This is a genomic window from Micromonospora nigra (assembly GCF_900091585.1).
GTDB lineage: Bacteria > Actinomycetota > Actinomycetes > Mycobacteriales > Micromonosporaceae > Micromonospora > Micromonospora nigra.
Map to the genome: position 1 here is coordinate 1,567,446 of NZ_FMHT01000003.1, position 18,938 is coordinate 1,586,383.

Below are 18,938 nucleotides of genomic sequence, written 5' to 3' on the forward strand. Positions count from 1 at the left end.
GCCTGATTTGCCGTTTCTCTGCGCGACCGCCGGATCGACACACACAATGGAGGATCGTCGGCCCGGGCGGGTGTTCGGCCCGGGCCTGGGGCGGGTGCCCCGGGGATCCAGGGAGGTGACATCGATGGCGCGTCACATGCGCGGTCGTCCGGCCCGAGATCGGGCCCGGGTGCAGCTCGCCGCCGCGGCGGTCGCCGGCATCTTCCTGCTGATCGGTGTGCTGGGCTTCATACCGGGCGTCACCACGGACTACGGGGACCTCGCCTTCGCCGGGCACCACTCGGGGGCGATGCTGCTCGGCCTGGTCCAGGTGTCGGTCCTGCACAACCTGGTACACCTCGGCTCCGGCCTGCTCGGACTCGCGCTGGCCCGCAGCGTCGTCGGGGCGCGGGTGTTCCTCGGCGTCGGCGGCGCGCTCTATCTCGGGGTGTGGGTGTACGGGTTGGCCATCGCGGACGACAGCGGGGCCAACTGGCTGCCCGTCGACGCAGCCGGTGACTGGCTGCACCTCGTTCTGGGGTTCGGCATGCTGGCGCTGGGGCTGCTGCTGTCCCCCCGCTCCGGCACCGGCGGCCGCCCCGACACCCCGATCGACCGGCCCTGACCCGGCGGTCTCAGGCCGCGACCGGCAGCCGCTTGGCGAAGCAGACGCTGTACGGGTTGTCCACGTACTGCCCGTAGACCGGAATCGGCTCGTACCCGCAGGACCGGTAGAGCGCGATGGCTGCCGGCAGGTACGTCCCGGTCTCCAGGCAGACCACGCAGTGCCCCTGCTGGAAGGCCAACTCCTCCAGGGCCGCCACGAGCTGACGGGCGATGCCGCGCCCACGGTGGGCCGGCCGCACGTACATGCGCTTGACCTCGCCGGTGGTGGCGTCCAGCGACTGGAGGCCGCCGCAGGCCACTGCCCGCCCGTCGACGACCACCGCCAGGTAGCGGATGTCGTCGTGGGTGACGGTGACCTGACCGTCGAGGCCCCCGTCGGCCTCGCGCAGCTCGCGCTGCTGGGCCGTGACCAGGGCCGCGATCTCCGGATCGGTGGCGGGACGGGACTCGATCAACACTCCGTCACGGTAGGCCGGACGGATTTCGCGCAGGTTTCCGGCAGTCGACCCCGTCGCGGACCACGCCGGGCTGTTCGGCGTCGCCGGGCTACTCGGCGTCGCCGCGCTCGTCGACGTCGTCCGACACGTCGGCGTCGGTGCCCTCGAACTCGTCCTCGGGCCGCTTCCGGCGGGCCTTGCGCGCGGCCAGCCGCTCGGCTGCGGTGGCCCGGGTCGACTTGTCCTCCAGCCGCACGTCGGTGCCCCGGTTGCCCGGCACGAAGTCGACGCCGGCGTACAGGGTGGGCTGCCAGTCGAACTCGCGCTCACCGATCCGGACCAGGTCGCCGGGCTGCGCGCCGGCCTTCGCCAGCTTCTCCTCGACGCCGAGGCGGGCCAGCCGGTCGGCGAGGTAGCCGACGGCCTCGTCGTTGTCGAAGTTCGTCTGGAGCACCCACCGCTCGGGCCGGGTGCCCCGCACGGTGTACGAGCCGTCCGGCTGGGCCTCGATGGTGAAGCCGGCGTCGTCGACGGCCCTCGGCCGGATCACGATCCGGGCGGGCTCGGCCGGCGGGGCGGCGCGACGGGCCTGCTCGACCAGCTCGGCCATCGCGTACGTCAGCTCCTTGAGCCCTTCGCGGGTGGCGGCGGAAACCTCGAAGACGCGGTAACCGCGCTCCTCCAGATCGGGCCGCACGATCTCGGCCAGATCCCGACCGTCCGGTACGTCGATCTTGTTGACCGCGACCAGTCGGGGACGGTCGGCGAGACCGCCGTACTCGTTCAGCTCCGCCTCGATGGTGTCGATGTCGGCCAGCGGGTCACGGCCGGGTTCCAGCGTCGCGGCGTCGATCACGTGGACCAGCACGGCGCAGCGCTCGACGTGCCGGAGGAACTCCAGGCCGAGCCCCTTGCCGGTGGCCGCGCCGGGGATCAGGCCGGGCACGTCGGCGACGGTGAAGGTGTGGTTGTCCACCCGGACCACGCCGAGGTTGGGCACCAGCGTGGTGAACGGGTAGTCGGCGATCTTCGGCTTCGCGGCGGAGATCACCGAGATCAACGACGACTTCCCGGCGGACGGGAAACCCACCAGGCCGACGTCGGCGACGCTCTTCAGCTCCAGCACCACGTCGAGTTGCTCGCCCGGCTCGCCCAGTTCCGCGAAGCCGGGGGCCTTGCGCCGGGCGTTGGCCAACGAGGCGTTGCCGCGCCCGCCGCGCCCGCCCCGGGCCACCTCGAAGGTGGTGCCGGCACCGACCATGTCGGCCAGCACGGTGCCGTCGAGGGTCTGCACGACCGTGCCGTTGGGCACCGTGAGGACGAGGTCGCGGCCGTTGGCCCCGTCCCGGTTCGACCCGGCGCCGCCCTTGCCGTTGTCGGCCTTGACGTGCGGGCGGAAGTGGAAGTCGAGCAGCGTCGTCACCTGCGGGTCGACCACCAGCGAGACGCTGCCGCCGTGCCCGCCGTTACCGCCGTCGGGCCCGCCGAAGGGCTTGAACTTCTCCCGGTGGATCGAGGCACAGCCGTGCCCACCATCGCCGGCCTGCAGGTGCAGGACGACCCGGTCCACGAACGTCGCCACGGGCCTCAATCCTTCCAGCGAGGGGGAACCCCCGCACGACTTCCAGCGAGGGCGGACCCCCGCCCAAGAAAAGCGAAGCGGGCCGGGACCCGAGGTCCGCGGCCCGCAGCGCCTTGAACTGCTGCTGCCTACTGCTGCGGCACGATGCTGACGGTCTTGCGACCGCGCCGGGTGCCGAACTGGACGGCACCGGCGGACAGCGCGAAGAGCGTGTCGTCCCCGCCGCGGCCGACCAGGTCACCGGGGTGGAACTTGGTGCCACGCTGCCGGACGATGATCTCGCCCGCGCTGACGACCTGACCACCGAAGCGCTTCACGCCGAGTCGCTGGGCCGCGGAGTCCCGGCCGTTACGCGAGCTGGACGCACCCTTTTTGTGAGCCATCTGAGGACGACCTACTTCCCGCTGGAGATGCCGGTCACCTTGACCTGGGTCAGCGGCTGACGGTGACCCTGGCGCTTGTGGTAGCCGGTCTTGTTCTTGAACTTGTGGATCCGGATCTTCGGGCCCTTGGTGTGCGCGGCGATCTCGCCGGACACCGAGACCTTCGCAAGCTTCGCCGCGTCGGTCACCAGGTCGTCACCGTCGACGAGGAGCACCGCGGCAAGCTTCACCGCGTCGCCGGGGGCACCGGCGAGCTTCTCGACCTCGATCACGTCGCCCTCGGCGACCTTGTACTGCTTGCCGCCGGTCTTGACGATCGCGTACATCGGAGGCGGACTCCCTGTCGTTGAGGCTGCTGGCGTCGTTTTCCCCACCGTTGCCGGTCGGTCGTTCCCACGGCGGCTCGCCGGGTAGCAGAGGCGCGGCGGCGCGGGCACGCGGGAACACGGCACACCAAAGTGTGCCGCAGGCAAGCGTACGCCATGGTCGGGCCGTCACCCAAACCGGGCCCGCCGCCCTGGCTGCCCGGTCGCGCGTGCGACCGGCCCCGGACCGCGATCCGCACGAGCCGCCCCTAGCGGGCGCAGAGCTGGTCGAGGCGCTGCTGGAGCCGGTCGAGCTCGGTCTCGTCGACCGAGTCGAGGTCGGTACCCAGGCCGGACACCTCCGCGGCGAGCTCGGTCAGCAGCGTCCTGAGCTGCGGGTCCTCGGCACGGTTCGACTGCTGTCGGAGCGCCGCCGCCCAGCCGGTCAACGCGCTCTCGGCCCGCTTCCGGGCGGTCTGCGCCGCCGCCGGGTCGTTCGCCCCGACAGCGGCGATCATCTTGCCGAGTTCCTCGACGTAGCTGCGCACGGCGGTGCTGCCGGCCTGCTGCGCGGCGGCACAGACCTCGGCGGCGTTGCCCCCGGCGGCTCCCGAACCCACGCCGGGCGTGCCGGGAACCGTCGTCCCACCGGGCGTGCCCGGGGCCGGCGGCCCGCCCGGCGTGCCGGCGGTGGGGGCACCCGCCGTCGCGGGCGCGGTGGTCGGGGCGGCGGCCCCGGACCGGTCGTCCGACCCGCACGCGGTGCCGGCGAACAGGACGGTGGTGACCGCGGTGGCGGCGAGCAGGCGACGCATTCTTCTCCTCCCGGCCGGCCCGGTTCAACCGGTCCGACCTTCCGGCTGGCCCGGTTGCCCGGCTGTGGCCCGCCGGCCGGCCCGGTTGCCCGGCTGTGACCCTCCGGCCGGCCCGCACCCGGGCTGTGACCCGCCGGGCGGTCCGGCCGGGCTCGACCATACGACAGGGCCCCTCCCGTCGGACACCACCGTCGGAAGGGGCCGCGTCGCGCCACGGTCAGTCGGTCACGGCCGGGTACGCCGCCGTGCCCCACCCCGACGGGACCGGCGCCGGCCGGCGCCCCCCTCGGCGGTGTCCTCGTCGGTGTCGCCGAGGGCGTCCGGGTCGTCCGGAGCAGCCAACCGCGCCGACTCGCCCTGCTGGCTGTCGGCGACCTCGGGTGCGGCGGCGGTGTCCGACTCGTACCGGGACAGGTCGTAGCCCATGGTGTCGTGGTAGTCCGCCTCGACGGTGGGGGCGGCGATCTCCTCGGCGACCTCGTCCTCGGTGACCTCGACCACGGTCCGCTCGGTCGGCGCGCTCTTGCGGGCCCGGCGGCGGGACGACGTGGTCGGCTGCTCACCGCCGGTCACCGCCGAGGCGACCGCCTTGACCTTCTCCCCCGCACCGCCACCGGAGCGGGACTTCTCCGGAACCGGCTCGGTGTGGATGATCAGACCCCGGCCCTTGCAGCAGTCGCAGGTCTCGCTGAACGCCTCCAGCAGGCCCGCGCCGATCCGCTTGCGGGTCATCTGCACCAGACCCAGCGAGGTGATCTCGGTGACCTGGTGCTTGGTGCGGTCCCGGCCCAGGCACTCGGTCAGCCGGCGCAGCACCAGATCACGGTTCGACTCCAGCACCATGTCGATGAAGTCGATCACCACGATGCCGCCGATGTCCCGCAGCCGCAGCTGTCGGACGATCTCCTCGGCCGCCTCCAGGTTGTTGCGGGTGACCGTCTCCTCCAGGTTGCCCCCGGTGCCGGTGTACTTGCCGGTGTTGACGTCGATCACGGTCATCGCCTCGGTCCGGTCGATCACCAGCGAACCGCCCGAGGGGAGGAAGACCTTGCGGTCCAGGCCCTTGAGGATCTGCTCGTCGATCCGGTACTCGGCGAACACGTCGGTGGTGCCGACGTGCCGGCGCAGCCGCTCGACCAGGTCCGGCGACACGTGCGACAGGTACGACTCGACCATGTCGTACGACTGGTCGCCCTCGATGACCAGGTCGCGGAAGTCCTCGTTGAACAGGTCCCGCACGACCCGGATGACCAGGTCGGGCTCCGCGTAGAGAAGCACCGGCGCGCCACCCTCGGTGGCCTTGGCCTGGATGTCCTCCCACTGCGCCTGGAGCCGCTTGACGTCCCGGGCCAGTTCGTCCTCGCTGGCCCCCTCGGCGGCGGTACGCACGATCACGCCCGCGCCCTCGGGCACCAGCTTCTTCAGCACGTCGCGCAGCCGCTTGCGCTCGGTGTCGGGCAGCTTGCGGCTGATGCCGGAGGCGTTGCCGCCGGGCACGTAGACCAGGTGCCGACCGGACAGCGCGATGTGGCTGGTCAACCGGGCGCCCTTGTGGCCGATCGGATCCTTGGTCACCTGCACCAGCACCGAGTCGCCCGACCGGAGGGCCTGCTCGATGGAACGCGCCCGCCCTTCCAGGCCGGTGGTGTCCCAGTTGACCTCACCGGCGTACAGGACGGCGTTACGACCACGCCCGATGTCGACGAAGGCCGCCTCCATGCTGGGCAGCACGTTCTGCACCTTGCCGAGGTAGACGTTGCCGGCCATCGTGGTGGCGGAGTTGCGGGTCACGTAGTGCTCGACCAGCACGCCGTCCTCGAGCACCGCGATCTGCGTCCGGTCGCCGCGCTGCCGCACGGCCATCACCCGGTCGACAGCCTCGCGGCGGGCCAGGAACTCGGACTCGCTCAGGATCGGCGGACGGGTCCGCCGCTGCTCCCGGCCGTCGCGCCGGCGCTGACGCTTGGCTTCCAGCCGGGTGGAACCGGAGACGCCCTGCACCTCGTCGACCGTACGGCGGGGTTCACGGATCTTGACCACCGTCGGCACGCCGTCGTCGGCGCTGCCCTCGGCGTCCCCCGCGCCCCGGCGGCGACGGCGACGCCGACGGCGGGTCATCCCCTCGCCGCCCTCGGCGTCGTCCTCGGCCTCCTCGTCGGCCTCGTCCTCGGTGCGCGCCTCCTCCTCGGACTCCTCGTCGTCGGTGTCGTCGGCGCCGCCCTTGCCCCGCCCGCGTCCCCGGCGACCACGCCGGCGGCGGCGCCGGGCGGCGGCGGTGTCGTCGTCCTCGTCATCGTCGGCGGTCTCGTCGGCCTCGGTCGCCGGTTCCTCCGCCTTCTCGACGGGCTCCACCGGCGCGACGGCCTCGACGGCCTCGGTGGTGTCGACGTCCCGGCGGCCCCGCCGGCGACGGCGCGACGGCTCGGCCGGCTCCTCGGCGGCCTCCTCCACGACCGGCTCGGGCGCCGCGGGCCGGACGATCGGGGCGTCCTCCGGAAGTGGGGCCATGAACAGCACGGTGGGCGCGGCGAGTGCAGCCCGGCGGCGTCGGGTCCGGGGCTCCGGCTCGGGCTCGCCGGTCGTCGCGGGCTCCGTCGCGGCGGGCTCGGCCGGGGTGGCGGCGGCGGACCCGGTGGACTCGGACGCTGCGTCCTCGACCACGGTCGAGGACGCGGCGGCGCCGGTCGGCGCGGAAGGCGCGGCGGCACCGAAGTCCGTGCCGGCCGCGGGCTCCACACCGGTGTCCGCGGCGGTCGGCTCGGGCGTCGGCGTGGCGGTCTTCCGCCGGCGGGTGCGGGTGGCCTTCACCGGCGGCACCTCCTCGGCGGCCGGCTCGGCGGCGGAGAGGGCCGGTTCCTCGGCGGCCTTCGTGCTGGTGGTGGCCTTGCGGCGGCGGCGCGTGGTCTTCGGGGCGGCGTCCAGGTCACCGGAGACCGGCGCGAACACCTCGGCCTGGGGGGCCTCGCCGCTGCCGGGAACGGTCCCGGTGGGGGCCTCGACCGGGGCCTCGGTCTGCTCGGGCTGGGCGACGGACGTGGCCCGGCGGCGGGTGGCCCGCTTGCGCGGCGGGGCTGCCTCCGCCACCGTCGGTCCCTCGATCGCCGCGGTGCCACTGGTCAGCCCCGACCCGGCGGGGGCGCCCGGGTCGACGGTGGCCGTGGGGGTGCCGGCGGCGGGACCGAGGTCGGCGGCACCGGCCCCGTCGGCCGTGCCGGCACCGACGTCCGGCTCGGCTTCGGCAGCCGGCTCGGCTTCGACGGTCAGGCCCGCGTCGGTCGACTCCCCCTCGCCGGCCGGTTCCGGGTCGGCCTCGGGCGACCCGCCTTCGGCGGAGCGCGGACCGGTAGCCTCGGGCGTCGCCCCGGCGGCACCGCCCCGGCGGTCGGTGCCGGGCGTCCGGTCGACGCCGTCGACGGTGCGGTGGTCGGCGGTCTCCCCGGCCGGCTGTGAACCGGTCCGTTCGCCGCCCTCGGGCTCGTTCTCGAGCATGGACGTTCTCCAGTTCTGGCTGCCCCGGGCGCGGGTGAGCGCTGCCACGCAGGGTCGCCGCAAAAAGGTGTTTCCGCCAGGCGCGTTACGCGACCGGCGAAGTCTGCCTGCCTGGGCCCTGACCGTCGGTCAGCGCCCGCCGATGGTTGCCCCGTCGCGGTCCGCGTCCAACGGATCCACGATCGCGCCCTGCGCGGTCAGCGTGCCCTGAGCCAGCCGGATCACCTTCGGCGAGACCGCCGGCTCCAGGCCGGCCACCACGCGGAGGCCGGAAAGGACGTCATCGGGTCGTACGGACGGGGTGACCTGCCGCACGACCAGTTCGAGTATCGCACACGGTACGGCCGGAGCCCCGGAAGGCATCTCCGACGGGTTGATCACATCGATGGCGATGACGGCCGACCGGGCGTCGAAGGTGCGCCGTCCCTGCTTCGTCATCCGCTCGACCAGCACCTCGTCCGCGCTGGTGAAGGCAGCCACCGCCTGCCCCAGCGCGACCGGCTCCACCTCGGGAAGCTCGATCCGCCAGTGGGACGCCTGGATCCGGTCGGGCAGGCTGCCGCCCGTCGCCTCCACCGCGTCGAGCACGTCGAGCCCGGGCGAGAGCGCGGCGTCCAACGCGACCCGCAGCGCGGCGGGGTCGACCGGCTCGCGCAGGGCGATCTCCAGGTATTCGGCCTCACTCGCCACACCGGTCGGGGCCGCGCTGGCATAGGAGATCTTGGGGTGAGGGGTGAAACCCTGGGAGAAGGCGATGGGAACACCGGCGCGGCGCAGCGCCCGCTCGAAGGCCCGCGCGAAGTCCCGGTGCGAGGTGAACCGCAGCGGCCCACGCTTGGCGTACCGGATCCGGACGCGCTGGACGACCGGCGCCTGTCCGCCCACGGGTTGCGTTCTCTTGCTGATCGTCGTGCTCCTCGTCGAGTCAGACCCCGTTGATCATGACGTTGTCACCGGCGACACGTCGTGCAAGAGAGGATAGCTTCATGATCAACGTTTCGGGGGCGGGGCGCGCGGGGGGCCGGAGACCCCTGCCCGGGGCCCCTGGCGGGAGACCCCTGACCGGAGGCCCCCGGCCCAGGGCTAGTTGGCAGGGGTCGGGGGGAGCTTCAGGCCGCTGACCGGGGTCAGGGGGAGCAGCTTGCGGCCCGTGGGACCGATCTGGATCTCCGTGTCCATCGACGGGCACACACCGCAGTCGAAGCACGGGGTCCACCGGCAGTCGTCCTGCTCGTACTCGGACAGCGCGTCCTGCCAGTCCTGCCAGAGCCAGTCCTTGTCCAGACCCGAGTCAAGGTGGTCCCAGGGCAGGACCTCCAGTTCGTCACGCTCCCGGGTGGTGTACCAGTCGAGGTCCACCCCGAAGGCCGGCAGCACCTCGGCGGCGGCGTCCACCCAACGCTGGTACGAGAAGTGCTCGCTCCAGCCGTCGAACCGGCCGCCGTCCTCCCAGACCCGGCGGATCACCGCGCCGACCCGGCGGTCACCGCGGCTGAGCAGGCCCTCGATCAGCGACGGCTCGCCGTCGTGGTAGCGGTAGCCGATCGCCCGGCCCAGCGAACGGTCCGAGTTGATCGCCTGCTTGAGGATCCTGAGCCGGTGGTCGATGACCTCCGGCCGGTCCATCGGCGCCCACTGGAAGGGGGTGTGCGGCTTCGGTACGAAACCGCCGATGGAGACCGTGCAGCGGATGTCCTTCGAGCCGGTGGCGGCCCGACCCGCCCTGATGACCTCGTGCGCCATGTCCGCGATCTCCAGGACGTCGGCGTCGGTCTCCGTGGGCAGACCGCACATGAAGTACAGCTTCACCTGCCGCCAGCCGTTGGTGTACGCGGTGACCACCGTACGGATCAGGTCTTCCTTGGACACCATCTTGTTGATGACCTTGCGGATCCGCTCCGATCCGCCCTCCGGGGCGAAGGTCAGGCCGGTGCGGCGCCCGTTGCGGGACAGCTCCTGGGCCAGGTCGATGTTGAACGCGTCCACCCGGGTCGACGGCAGCGACAGCGACACGTTGGTGCCCGCGTACTGCTCGGCGAGACCGGAGCACATGTCACCGATCTCCGAGTGGTCGGCCGAGGACAGCGACAGCAGGCCCACCTCGTGGAAGCCGGAGAACTCCAGCCCCTCCTTCACCATCTGCCCGACGGTGGTGATCGAACGCTCCCGCACCGGGCGGGTGATCATGCCCGCCTGACAGAACCGGCAGCCCCGGGTGCAACCCCGGAAGATCTCCACCGCGTACCGCTCGTGCACCGTCTCGGCCAGCGGGACGAGGGGCTTCTTCGGGTACGGCCAGGCGTCCAGGTCCATCGTCGTGCGCTTGTGCACCCGGAACGGCACGTCCGCCCGGTTCGGCACGACCCGTTGGATCCGGCCGTCGGGCAGGTAGTCCACGTCGTAGAAGCGCGGCACGTAGACGCTCTCGGTGCGGGCCAGCCGCAACAGCAGCTCGTCGCGGCCACCCGGGGAGCCCTCGGCCTTCCACTCCCGGACGATCGCGGTGATCTCCAGGACCGCCTCCTCGCCGTCGCCCAGCACGGCCGCGTCGACGAAGTCGGCGATCGGCTCCGGGTTGAACGCGGCGTGCCCCCCGGCCACGATCACCGGGTCGGCGTCGGTGCGGTCGACGGCCAGCAGCGGGATCCCCGCCAGGTCGATCGCGGTGAGCAGGTTGGTGTAGCCCAGCTCGGTGGAGAACGAGACGCCGAACACGTCGAAGTCGCGTACCGAGCGGTGCGCGTCGACGGTGAACTGCGGCACGCCGTGGGCGCGCATCAGCTTCTCCAGGTCGGGCCAGACCGCGTAGGTGCGCTCCGCCAGCACGTCGGGCAACTCGTTGAGCACCTCGTAGAGGATCTGCACGCCCTGGTTGGGCAGGCCGACCTCGTACGCGTCGGGATACATCAACGCCCAGCGGACGGTCGCCGCATCCCAGTCCTTGACCACCGCGCCCAGCTCACCACCGACGTACTGGATGGGTTTGGTCACCTGGGGCAGCAGCGGCTCCAGCCGGGACCAGACCGAACGTTCCAGGTCGCGGCGCGGCGACGGCCGCGTCGAGCCGGAGTTGTCATCGGAACTGGCCGCCGTCGGGCGCGCCGTGGTGGACGGGACACTCATGATGCCCAAGGGTACGCGCCTGCCCGCCGCCGACCGCCGACGGCGTACGCCCCCGGGCCGTCGTCATCCGGTGACCGCGCCGACAGCCGGTTGCCCGACCTGCGCAGACGCCCACCGGGCCCGGCCGGCTCGTCGATGGTGGCACGACGGTACTAACCTCGGATCGGCGTGAGAGGAGATTGCCGACGATGCCGGAGCCGCAGCCGGGAGCAGACCGGCCGGTCGACGGGAACACCCCGGACCCCCGCGGGCACGGGGAGCAGGCGGTCACCGAGGAGCAGGCGGTCACCGAGGAGCACGGCGCGGCCGTGCCGCCGGCCGACGCCACGGCGGCCGATCCCATCGCGAACCCCACCCCTGCCCCATCCACCGGTGCCCCCACCGCCGAGCAGCCGAGCGCCGGCCCGAACGGCACCCACGAGCTGCCGGCGCGGGACGCCGCCACGACGACGCCCGACCCGGACGCCGGTTCGGGGCCGTCGGGCACCCGCAAGCTGTCCGCCGAGGCCCTGGCGGCCGGCCCTCAGGGCACCCGCAGGTTCTCCGCCGAAGCCGTGGACGCCGACCACCAGGGCACCCGCAAACCGACCGACGGGCCGGCGGCCGGCCCGCACGGCACCCGCAAACTGACCGACGGGCAGGCGACCGACGAGGCGGCACGCTTCAGTGGTTCGGCAGCGGTTCCGCCGCCGCCCGTGCGCCGCCGCTCATGGGGTGAGTCGGCCGAGCCGACCCCCGTGCCGCCGACACCGACGCCGCAGCCGGAACACCAGGTGCCGGTCGACCCGTGGGCGGGCGCGGACACCGGCGGTTGGGAGCTGCCGTCCGCCGACTTCCCGGCCCTGCCGCCGCCTCCACCCCCACCGGCGCCGACCCGGCCGTACCCGGTGCCGCCCGTGTCGCCCGCCCCGGCGTCCCCGCCGATGGCCCGCCCGACCTCCCCACCGCCGGCCCCGGTCGCCTACCCGGTCTCACCGCCCCCGCCGGCGGCCCGGCACGTCGCCCCGCCGCCCCCGCAGGTGGCCCGCTCCGTCTCCCCGTCGCCGGCCTACCCGCCGCCCCACCCGGCACCGGCGGTGGCCGCGCCTGCGACGAAGCAGCGGCGCGGCCGCACGCCGCGCCCGGCCCCGCCGCCACCCGGCCCGCAGGCGCCTCCGGCCGTCAAGCGCAAGCGGCGCCGCTGGCCCTGGCTGCTGTTGCTGACCATCGCCTGCTGCTGCGGCTGCCCGGCCTACTACGGCACGCCCATGTTCAGCCAGTACCCCGTCGACGCCGCCCTCCCCGCCCAGGTCAACGACCTGCGCCTGCGCGAGGACGACCGCAGCGAGGAGGCGGTCAGGAAGCTGAAGAGCGAGGTACGCCAGGCACACTGGCTCGCCGAGGACACCTTCGCCGGCATCTACACCACCCCCGCCGGCAAACGGATCACGGTCTTCGGCGGCACCGGCATCCGGTTCACCCCGGAGTCCGACGCGAAGGCGGAGATCGAACGCCTCTCCGGCCAGTACGCGCTGCGGGAAAGCCAGGTCGTCGAGACCAACGTCCGGGGTCGGTACGGGCGTTGCGCCGTGGGCCGGGCCAACGGCACCGGCGTGGTGGTCTGCACCTCGGTCGACCACGGCAGCATCACCAGCGCCGTGTTCACCGGCCTGTCGGTGGACGACAGCGCCCGCCTGCTCGACACCCTGCGGCAACAGATCGTGACCACTGACGCGCAGTGAGCCGGGGTTCCCGCGCCCCGGGCGACTCAGCCCGTCGGGACGGCTCAACCCGTCGGACGGCTCAACCCGTCGGGACGGCTCAACCCGTCGGGACGGCTCAACCCGTCGGGACGGCTCAACCCGTCGGGACGGCTCAGGCCCCGTCGGGTTCGCCGGCGACCGGCGGGTGACCACGCGGCGGCGCGTAGCGCGGCACGTACTCCTGGCCGGTGAGCTTCTGGATCTCGCTCATCAACTCGTCGGTCATCTGCCGCAGCGACGTCCGGTCGTCCGAACGCCCGGTGAAGTCCAACGGCTTACCGAACCGCACGATGATCTTCGCCCGGCCCGGCCGGGGCATCCGCGCCCCGATCGGTTGGGCCTTGTCGGTGCCGATCATGCCGACGGGGATGACCGGCACTCCCGCGGCCAGGGCCAACCGGGCCGTGCCGGTGCGCCCCCGGTAGAGCCGCCCGTCCGGCGACCGGGTTCCCTCCGGGTAGATGGCGACCAGGTCGCCGCCCCTGAGCGCGGGAATCGCCGCGTCGAAGGCGGACAGCGCCGCCCGCCCGCCGGCCCGCTCGACGGGAATGGCCCCCAGGCCCTCCAGCACGAACCGCTGGATCGCGCCCTTGATCCCGGTGCCCTTGTAGTACTCCGACTTGGCCCAGAAGGCCAGGTGGCGGGGCACCACCGTGCCGAGGAGCAACTCGTCGGCGACCGACAGGTGATTGCCGGCGAAGATCGCACCGCCGGTCTCCGGGATGTGCTCCAGCCCCTCCACGGTCGGTCGGAGCGCCAGCCGCATCGTGGGAGCCACGGTGAGCTTGCCGATGGTGTAGAGCAGCGGCACTGGTCCTCCGGCAGATCGTGTCCGAACAGGCGGTGTCACCGTAGCGGACGGTCGCACCGCGCCCTCTGCGGGTGGCGGACGGTCCGGCCGGTGGGCGGCCCGGGGGCCGGCGGAATCCGCCGGCCCCCGGATGGTCAGGTCGTCACACCCGTCGCACGGCCACCGTCACCCGGTCGCCCTCGCCGACCTCGCCGGTGAAGCCGTCGACCCCGTCGGCGAAGTCGACCGAGTCGGCCAGCACCTCCCGGGCCACGAACCCGGCGTACGCCGACACCGCCGCGCGGACCTCCTCCGTCGCCGAGACGGTCACCACGATCCGGTCCGAGACGTCCAGGTCGGCGTCGCGGCGGGCCTGCTGCACCACCCGCACGACGTCCCGGGCCAACCCCTCGGCGGCCAGTTCGGGGGTGACCCCGGTGTCCAGCACCACCACGCCGTCGGCGCCGGGCAGCGGCGCGGAGTGCTCGGCGTCGGCGGCGACCAGGCGCAGCTCGTACTCGCCCTCGGCGAGGGTCACCCCGGCGGCGACGGGTACGCCGTCGTGCAGCTCCCACTCCCCCGCCTTGACCGCCTTGATCACCTGCTGGACCTGCTTGCCGACGCGGGGGCCCAGCGCCCGGGGCACCACGGTCAGCACCTGCTGGCAGTAGGCCTGCACCTCGTCGGTGAACTCGACCGCCTTGACGTTGACCTCGTCGGCGACCAGGTCGGCGAAGGGACGCAGGGCGTCGGCGGTCGGCGAGGCGACCGTCAGCCGCGACAGCGGCAGCCGCACCCGCAGCCCCTTGGCCTTGCGCAGCGACAACGCCGCCGAGCACACCTCCCGGGTGGCGTCCATCGCGGCGACCAGGTCGTGGTCGGCCGGGAACTCGTCGGCCGACGGCCAGTCGGTCAGGTGCACCGAGCGTTCACCGGTCAGGCCGCGCCAGATCTCCTCGGCCGTCAGCGGCACCAGCGGCGCGACCACCCGGCACAGCGTCTCCAGCACCGTCCACAGGGTGTCGAACGCGTCGGCGTCGCCCGCCCAGAACCGGTCCCGGGACCGTCGCACGTACCAGTTGGTCAACGCGTCCAGGTAGGACCGGACGGTGGCGCAGGCACCGGAGATGTCGTACGCGTCCATCTGCGCGCCGACCGTCTCGACCAGTTCCCGCGTCTTGGCCAGCACGTACCGGTCGAGCAGGTGTCCGGCGGCGACGCCACCGGCCGACCCGGCGTCGACCTTCCGCTTCGCCACGTACCCGTCGGCGTTGGCGTACAGCGAGAAGAAGTACCAGACGTTCCACAGCGGCAGCAGCACCTGCCGGACGGCGTCGCGGATACCCGACTCGGTGACCGCCATGTCGCCGCCGCGCAGCACCGGCGAGGACATCAGCATCCAGCGCATCGCGTCGGAGCCGTACGAGTCGAACACGTGGTAGACGTCCGGGTAGTTGCGCAGGCTCTTGGACATCTTGCGCCCGTCCGAGCCGAGCAGGATGCCGTGGCTGAGGCAGTTGCGGAACGCCGGCCGGTCGAACAGTGCGGTGGCCAGCACGTGCATGGTGTAGAACCAGCCGCGGGTCTGCCCGATGTACTCGACGATGAAGTCGCCCGGGTAGTGGTGCTCGAACCAGTCGCGGTTCTCGAACGGGTAGTGCACCTGGGCGAACGGCATCGAGCCGGACTCGAACCAGCAGTCCAGCACCTCCGGCACCCGGCGCATCATCGAGCGCCCGGTCGGGTCGTCCGGGTTGGGGCGGACCAGGTCGTCCACCGCCGGCCGGTGCAGGTCGGTCAGGCGTACGCCGAAGTCCCGCTCGAGGTCGGCCAGCGAGCCGTACACGTCCACCCGCGGGTACGCCGGGTCGTCGGAGCGCCACACCGGGATCGGCGAACCCCAGAACCGGTTCCGGCTGATCGACCAGTCCCGGGCGTTGGCCAGCCACTTGCCGAACGAGCCGTCCTTGATGTGCCCCGGGGTCCAGTTGATCTGCTGGTTCAGCTCCACCATCCGGTCCCTGAACCGGGTCACCGCGACGAACCACGACGACACCGCCTTGTAGACCAGCGGAGTGTCGCAACGCCAGCAGTGCGGGTACGGGTGGGTGTAGGTGTCCTGCTTGAGCACCACCCCCCGCTCCTTCAACTCGCGGATCACCGACCTGTTCACGTCGAACACCTGCTCGCCCTGGTACGGCGGCACCAGCGAGGTGAACCGGGTGTGGTCGTCGACGGTGACGATGGTGGGGATGCCGGCGGCGGTGCAGACGTTCTGGTCGTCCTCGCCGAACGCCGGGGCGAGGTGGACGATCCCGGTGCCGTCCTCGGTGGTGACGAACTCCGCCCCGAGCACCTGGTAGGCGTGGTCACCCGCCCGCTCGACCAGGAAGTCGTACAGCGGGACGTAGCGGCGACCGGTGAGGTCCGCGCCCCGCACCGTGCCGAGCAGCTCGTACCCCTCCAGTTCCTTGGCGTACGCGGCCAGCCGGGCCGCGCCGACCAGGTACCGCTGGCCGTCGCGCTCCAGCACCGCGTACTCGATCTCGGGGCCGACGGCCAGCGCCAGGTTCGACGGCAGGGTCCACGGCGTGGTGGTCCACACCCCCAGCTTCACCGGCCCGCGTACCAGCTCGGGGGCGTTCTCGTCCGCCGTGAGCGCGAACCACACCGACAGGGTCGGGTCGTGCCGGTCCCGGTAGACGTCGTCCATCCGGGTCTCGGTGTTCGACAGCGGTGTCTCGCAGCGCCAGCAGTAGGCCAGCACCCGGAAGCCCTCGTAGACCAGACCCTTGTCGTGCAGGGTCTTGAAGGCCCACATGACGCTTTCCATGTAGTCCAGGTCGAGGGTCTTGTAGTCGTTGGCGAAGTCGACCCAGCGGGCCTGTCGGGTGACGTAGCGTTCCCAGTCCTGGGTGAACTCCAGCACCGAGGTGCGGCACGCCTCGTTGAACCGGGCCACGCCCAGGTCGAGGATCTCCGCCTTGCTGGTGATGCCGAGCTGCTTCTCGGCCACCACCTCGGCGGGCAGGCCGTGGCAGTCCCAGCCGAAACGGCGCTCCACCCGCCGGCCGCGCATGGTCTGGTAGCGCGGCACCACGTCCTTGACGTACCCGGTGAACAGGTGGCCGTAGTGCGGCAGCCCGTTGGCGAACGGCGGGCCGTCGTAGAAGACGTACTCGTTGTCGGCGGAGCCGCCCCCGGCGACGGAGTCCGCCGGCGACCGGCCGGAGGCGGGCCGGGCCTCGACGCTGGCCTCGAAGGTCTTGTCGGCCGTCCAGTGTTCCAGGACCCGGCGCTCGACCGCGGGCAGGTCCGGGCTCGCCGGGACACCGGCGGCGGTCGGGTCGTGCAACGGATAGGCCATCGGGGGTCGCTCTCCTCAGCAGCTCACTGTCGTGTGGTCTGCGAGGACGAGCCGATCGGGTACGCCGTTGCCGGCGCCCCGCGTCGACCCGCGGTACCACCCCGCTTGGCGGCCAGGATCGACCGCCCGCTCATTGGCCGGCTGTGACGGGCCGGACCCGTCCGGTTCTACTGAGCCGGTCACCCGGCCGTTCTTCCGGAGGCTCACCGGTGATAGCCGGATCATCGCCGTACGCCCAGATCCTACCCGCCCCCACCCCCGGCCCGCCGCCGACTAATCCCCCACCGGGCCACCGTGGTGATCATGGCGCGGGGAAGCGGGCCCGGTGGGCGCGGACCTGCCTCAGCCCAGCTCGGGGAACCAGAGCCCGAGTTCGCGCTTGGCGCTGTCCGGGGAGTCGGAGGCGTGCACCAGGTTCTCCCGGTTGGACAGCGAGAGGTCGCCCCGAATGGTGCCGGCGGCGGCCTTGCGGCCGTCGGTGCTGCCGATCATCGCCCGGACCACGTCGATCACCTGGTCGCCGGAGAGCACCAGGGCGACCAGTGGGCCGCCGGTCATGAACGCCTTCAGCGGCGGGTAGAACGGCTTGTCGACGTGTTCGGCGTAGTGCTGGTCGGCGAGGTCACCACCCAGCGTCCGCGTCTGCATCGCGTCGATCCGCAGCCCCTTGCGCTCGAAGCGAGAGATGATCTCGCCGACCAGTCCGCGGCGGACCGCGTCGGGCTTGATCAGTACGAGCGTGCGCTCGTCCGCGCTGCTGCTGGACACGCTGGGTTCCTCCTGTGAGCGGAAGGGGGCCGGGCTCGGTACGGTCAGCCTAGCGACCCGGCCCCGGCGCCGGCGCGGCGGCTGGTCCTTCCCCCGGCGGCCCGTCCGGCCTAGCCTGGCCCTTGACCCTCGGGAGGTCCACAGTGGCGAATGGCGGGAGCCGGCCCATCGCACCGGTACGCAGGCTGATCGCGGCGGTGCTGGGCACCGTGGCCACGTTCGTGGTGCTCTTCGGCCTCGGCATGACGAGCTGGGCGATCGTCGCCCTGGGGGTGGCGCTGCTGGTGCTGGCGATCGCGTTGGCCACCGTGCGCGGTGGCGGGCGCACCTGGGTGGTCGGGGCCGGGCATGTGCACAGCGCGTCCGAGCCGCCCACCCAGTACGCGTTCGGCCGCTGCGAACTGCAACTGGTGATCGACGCGCCGGGCCTGCCGCCCCGCTCCAAGAAGATCATCGAGCCGCGGGTGCCGGTGGCCAAGTGGCCGTCGCTGGGCCAGACCCTGCCCATCCGGGTGGCTCTGGACGACCAGCGCCACGTCCGGGTGCTCTGGGACGACGTGCCGACCCACGCCGAGACCGCCGCCGAGACCGCCGCCGGGGTCGACCTGCCGTCCGGGTACGCCGAACCGGAACCCGTCGACGAGACGCTCATCCGGCAGGAGGCCCCGCCGTGGGCCGACCGCGCCGCCGAGGACGACTTCCACGACGACGTCCGCGACCCGGTGGGCGACCCGATGCGGGAACCGCCGCGCGCCGACCTGCCGGTGCGGGCGGACGAACCGCCGCGGCTGCACCAGCGCCCCGGTGGTCCGGTGGTGCTGGAGGGCATCCTGGTCGAGCAGACGGTCGGCGGCACCCTGCCCCGCCGGGCCACCCCCGCCCCGCGCACCCCGGCCGAGGAACGCTTCGACCCGCCCGCTCCCACCACCCACGCCGACCCGGCCGTCGCACCCGACCTCGCCGACCCGATCGACCTCCCGCTCGACGACGGTCCGGTTCCGGGCAGGTCCCGACCCGAGCGGGAGAAGGTCGAGCGGGAGGAGGACGTCAGCACCGAGGATCTCGACGAGGCGATCTTCGGCTTCGACCCCGACGCCGCCGACCCGGCGGGCCCGATCAGCGGGGTGGGCCTGACCCTGCTGGTCACCGAACTGGACCGGTCGCTGGAGTTCTACCGGGACCGGCTCGGCTTCACCGAGGTCGACCGGGGATCCGGCAACGCGGTACTGGCGTCCGGGGCGACCAGGTTGGTGCTGCGCGAGATCACCGGGGCGGCACCGATCAGCCGCCGGCTGGTCCACGTCAACCTCGACGTCGACGACATCCAGGCAGCGTACGAGCGGCTCCGCGACACCGGGGTGCGGTTCACGTACGCCCCCCGGGTGGTCAACCGGGGCACCAGACTGGAGGTGTGGGCCGCCGCCTTCCGGGATCCGGACGGTCACGGCATCGCGCTCACCCAGTGGCGCGAGCGCGCCGACGCCTGATCCACGCCGGGGCGTACGCCGTGGCCCACCCCGGCCGCCCGGAT

The 18,938-nt window shown here is 72.9% G+C and carries 14 protein-coding genes; 3 read left to right on the plus strand and 11 right to left on the minus strand.

Features of this window, described 5'->3' with window-relative positions; all coding sequences use genetic code 11:
- The first annotated feature begins 124 nt into the window (after positions 1-124).
- Positions 125-604, plus strand: coding sequence for a DUF4383 domain-containing protein (locus GA0070616_RS06360; protein ID WP_091077785.1), 480 nt, complete (start codon positions 125-127; stop codon positions 602-604).
- Positions 605-614: 10 nt separating this feature from the next.
- On the opposite strand, the gene GA0070616_RS06365 is transcribed toward GA0070616_RS06360, so the two are convergent.
- The 8 genes from GA0070616_RS06365 to GA0070616_RS06400 all read right to left on the minus strand — a co-directional run bounded on the left by GA0070616_RS06365 (position 615) and on the right by GA0070616_RS06400 (position 10,740).
- Positions 615-1,064 carry a GNAT family N-acetyltransferase gene (locus GA0070616_RS06365; RefSeq protein ID WP_091077788.1) on the minus strand — a complete coding sequence of 150 codons (450 nt, stop codon included), beginning with the start codon at positions 1,062-1,064 and terminating at the stop codon, positions 615-617.
- Between the two features lie 88 nt (positions 1,065-1,152).
- A complete protein-coding gene (gene obgE / locus GA0070616_RS06370) occupies positions 1,153-2,625 on the minus strand; it encodes a GTPase ObgE (protein WP_091077791.1) in 1,473 nt (490 codons plus the stop codon).
- Between the two features lie 128 nt (positions 2,626-2,753).
- Positions 2,754-3,008, minus strand: coding sequence for a 50S ribosomal protein L27 (gene rpmA / locus GA0070616_RS06375; RefSeq protein ID WP_091077796.1), 255 nt, complete (start codon positions 3,006-3,008; stop codon positions 2,754-2,756).
- Positions 3,009-3,019: 11 nt separating this feature from the next.
- Positions 3,020-3,334, minus strand: coding sequence for a 50S ribosomal protein L21 (gene rplU, locus GA0070616_RS06380; RefSeq protein WP_091077800.1), 315 nt, complete (start codon positions 3,332-3,334; stop codon positions 3,020-3,022).
- A 248-nt stretch (positions 3,335-3,582) separates the two neighbouring features.
- Positions 3,583-4,128 (minus strand): hypothetical protein, encoded by a 546-nt coding sequence (locus GA0070616_RS06385; RefSeq protein WP_091077803.1) that lies wholly within the window; start codon positions 4,126-4,128, stop codon positions 3,583-3,585.
- Between the two features lie 225 nt (positions 4,129-4,353).
- Entirely contained in the window at positions 4,354-7,617 is a 3,264-nt protein-coding gene (locus GA0070616_RS06390; protein ID WP_245712682.1) for an Rne/Rng family ribonuclease, read from the minus strand.
- A gap of 129 nt (positions 7,618-7,746) precedes the next feature.
- Positions 7,747-8,502: a TIGR03936 family radical SAM-associated protein gene (locus tag GA0070616_RS06395; protein WP_281187830.1), complete on the minus strand. Its 756-nt coding sequence runs from the start codon at positions 8,500-8,502 to the stop codon at positions 7,747-7,749.
- Between the two features lie 198 nt (positions 8,503-8,700).
- Positions 8,701-10,740, minus strand: coding sequence for a TIGR03960 family B12-binding radical SAM protein (locus GA0070616_RS06400; RefSeq protein ID WP_091077807.1), 2,040 nt, complete (start codon positions 10,738-10,740; stop codon positions 8,701-8,703).
- A gap of 188 nt (positions 10,741-10,928) precedes the next feature.
- Between GA0070616_RS06400 and GA0070616_RS28670 the strand changes: the two genes are divergently transcribed.
- Positions 10,929-12,461, plus strand: coding sequence for a hypothetical protein (locus GA0070616_RS28670; protein ID WP_281187832.1), 1,533 nt, complete (start codon positions 10,929-10,931; stop codon positions 12,459-12,461).
- A gap of 133 nt (positions 12,462-12,594) precedes the next feature.
- Here the strand turns inward: GA0070616_RS28670 and GA0070616_RS06410 are convergent, their stop codons facing one another.
- The 3 genes from GA0070616_RS06410 to ndk all read right to left on the minus strand — a co-directional run bounded on the left by GA0070616_RS06410 (position 12,595) and on the right by ndk (position 17,407).
- Positions 12,595-13,293 carry a lysophospholipid acyltransferase family protein gene (locus GA0070616_RS06410; RefSeq protein WP_091077810.1) on the minus strand — a complete coding sequence of 233 codons (699 nt, stop codon included), beginning with the start codon at positions 13,291-13,293 and terminating at the stop codon, positions 12,595-12,597.
- Between the two features lie 142 nt (positions 13,294-13,435).
- On the minus strand, positions 13,436-16,639 hold the full coding sequence (gene ileS / locus GA0070616_RS06415) for an isoleucine--tRNA ligase (protein WP_091077813.1): 3,204 nt from the start codon (positions 16,637-16,639) through the stop codon (positions 13,436-13,438).
- A 342-nt stretch (positions 16,640-16,981) separates the two neighbouring features.
- On the minus strand, positions 16,982-17,407 hold the full coding sequence (ndk, locus tag GA0070616_RS06420) for a nucleoside-diphosphate kinase (RefSeq protein ID WP_091077816.1): 426 nt from the start codon (positions 17,405-17,407) through the stop codon (positions 16,982-16,984).
- Positions 17,408-17,550: 143 nt separating this feature from the next.
- On the opposite strand from ndk, the gene GA0070616_RS06425 reads away from it, so the two are divergent.
- The gene (locus GA0070616_RS06425) at positions 17,551-18,894 is read left to right on the plus strand and encodes a VOC family protein (protein WP_091077821.1); all 1,344 of its coding nucleotides are present in this window, start codon (positions 17,551-17,553) and stop codon (positions 18,892-18,894) included.
- The last annotated feature ends 44 nt before the right edge of the window (positions 18,895-18,938 follow it).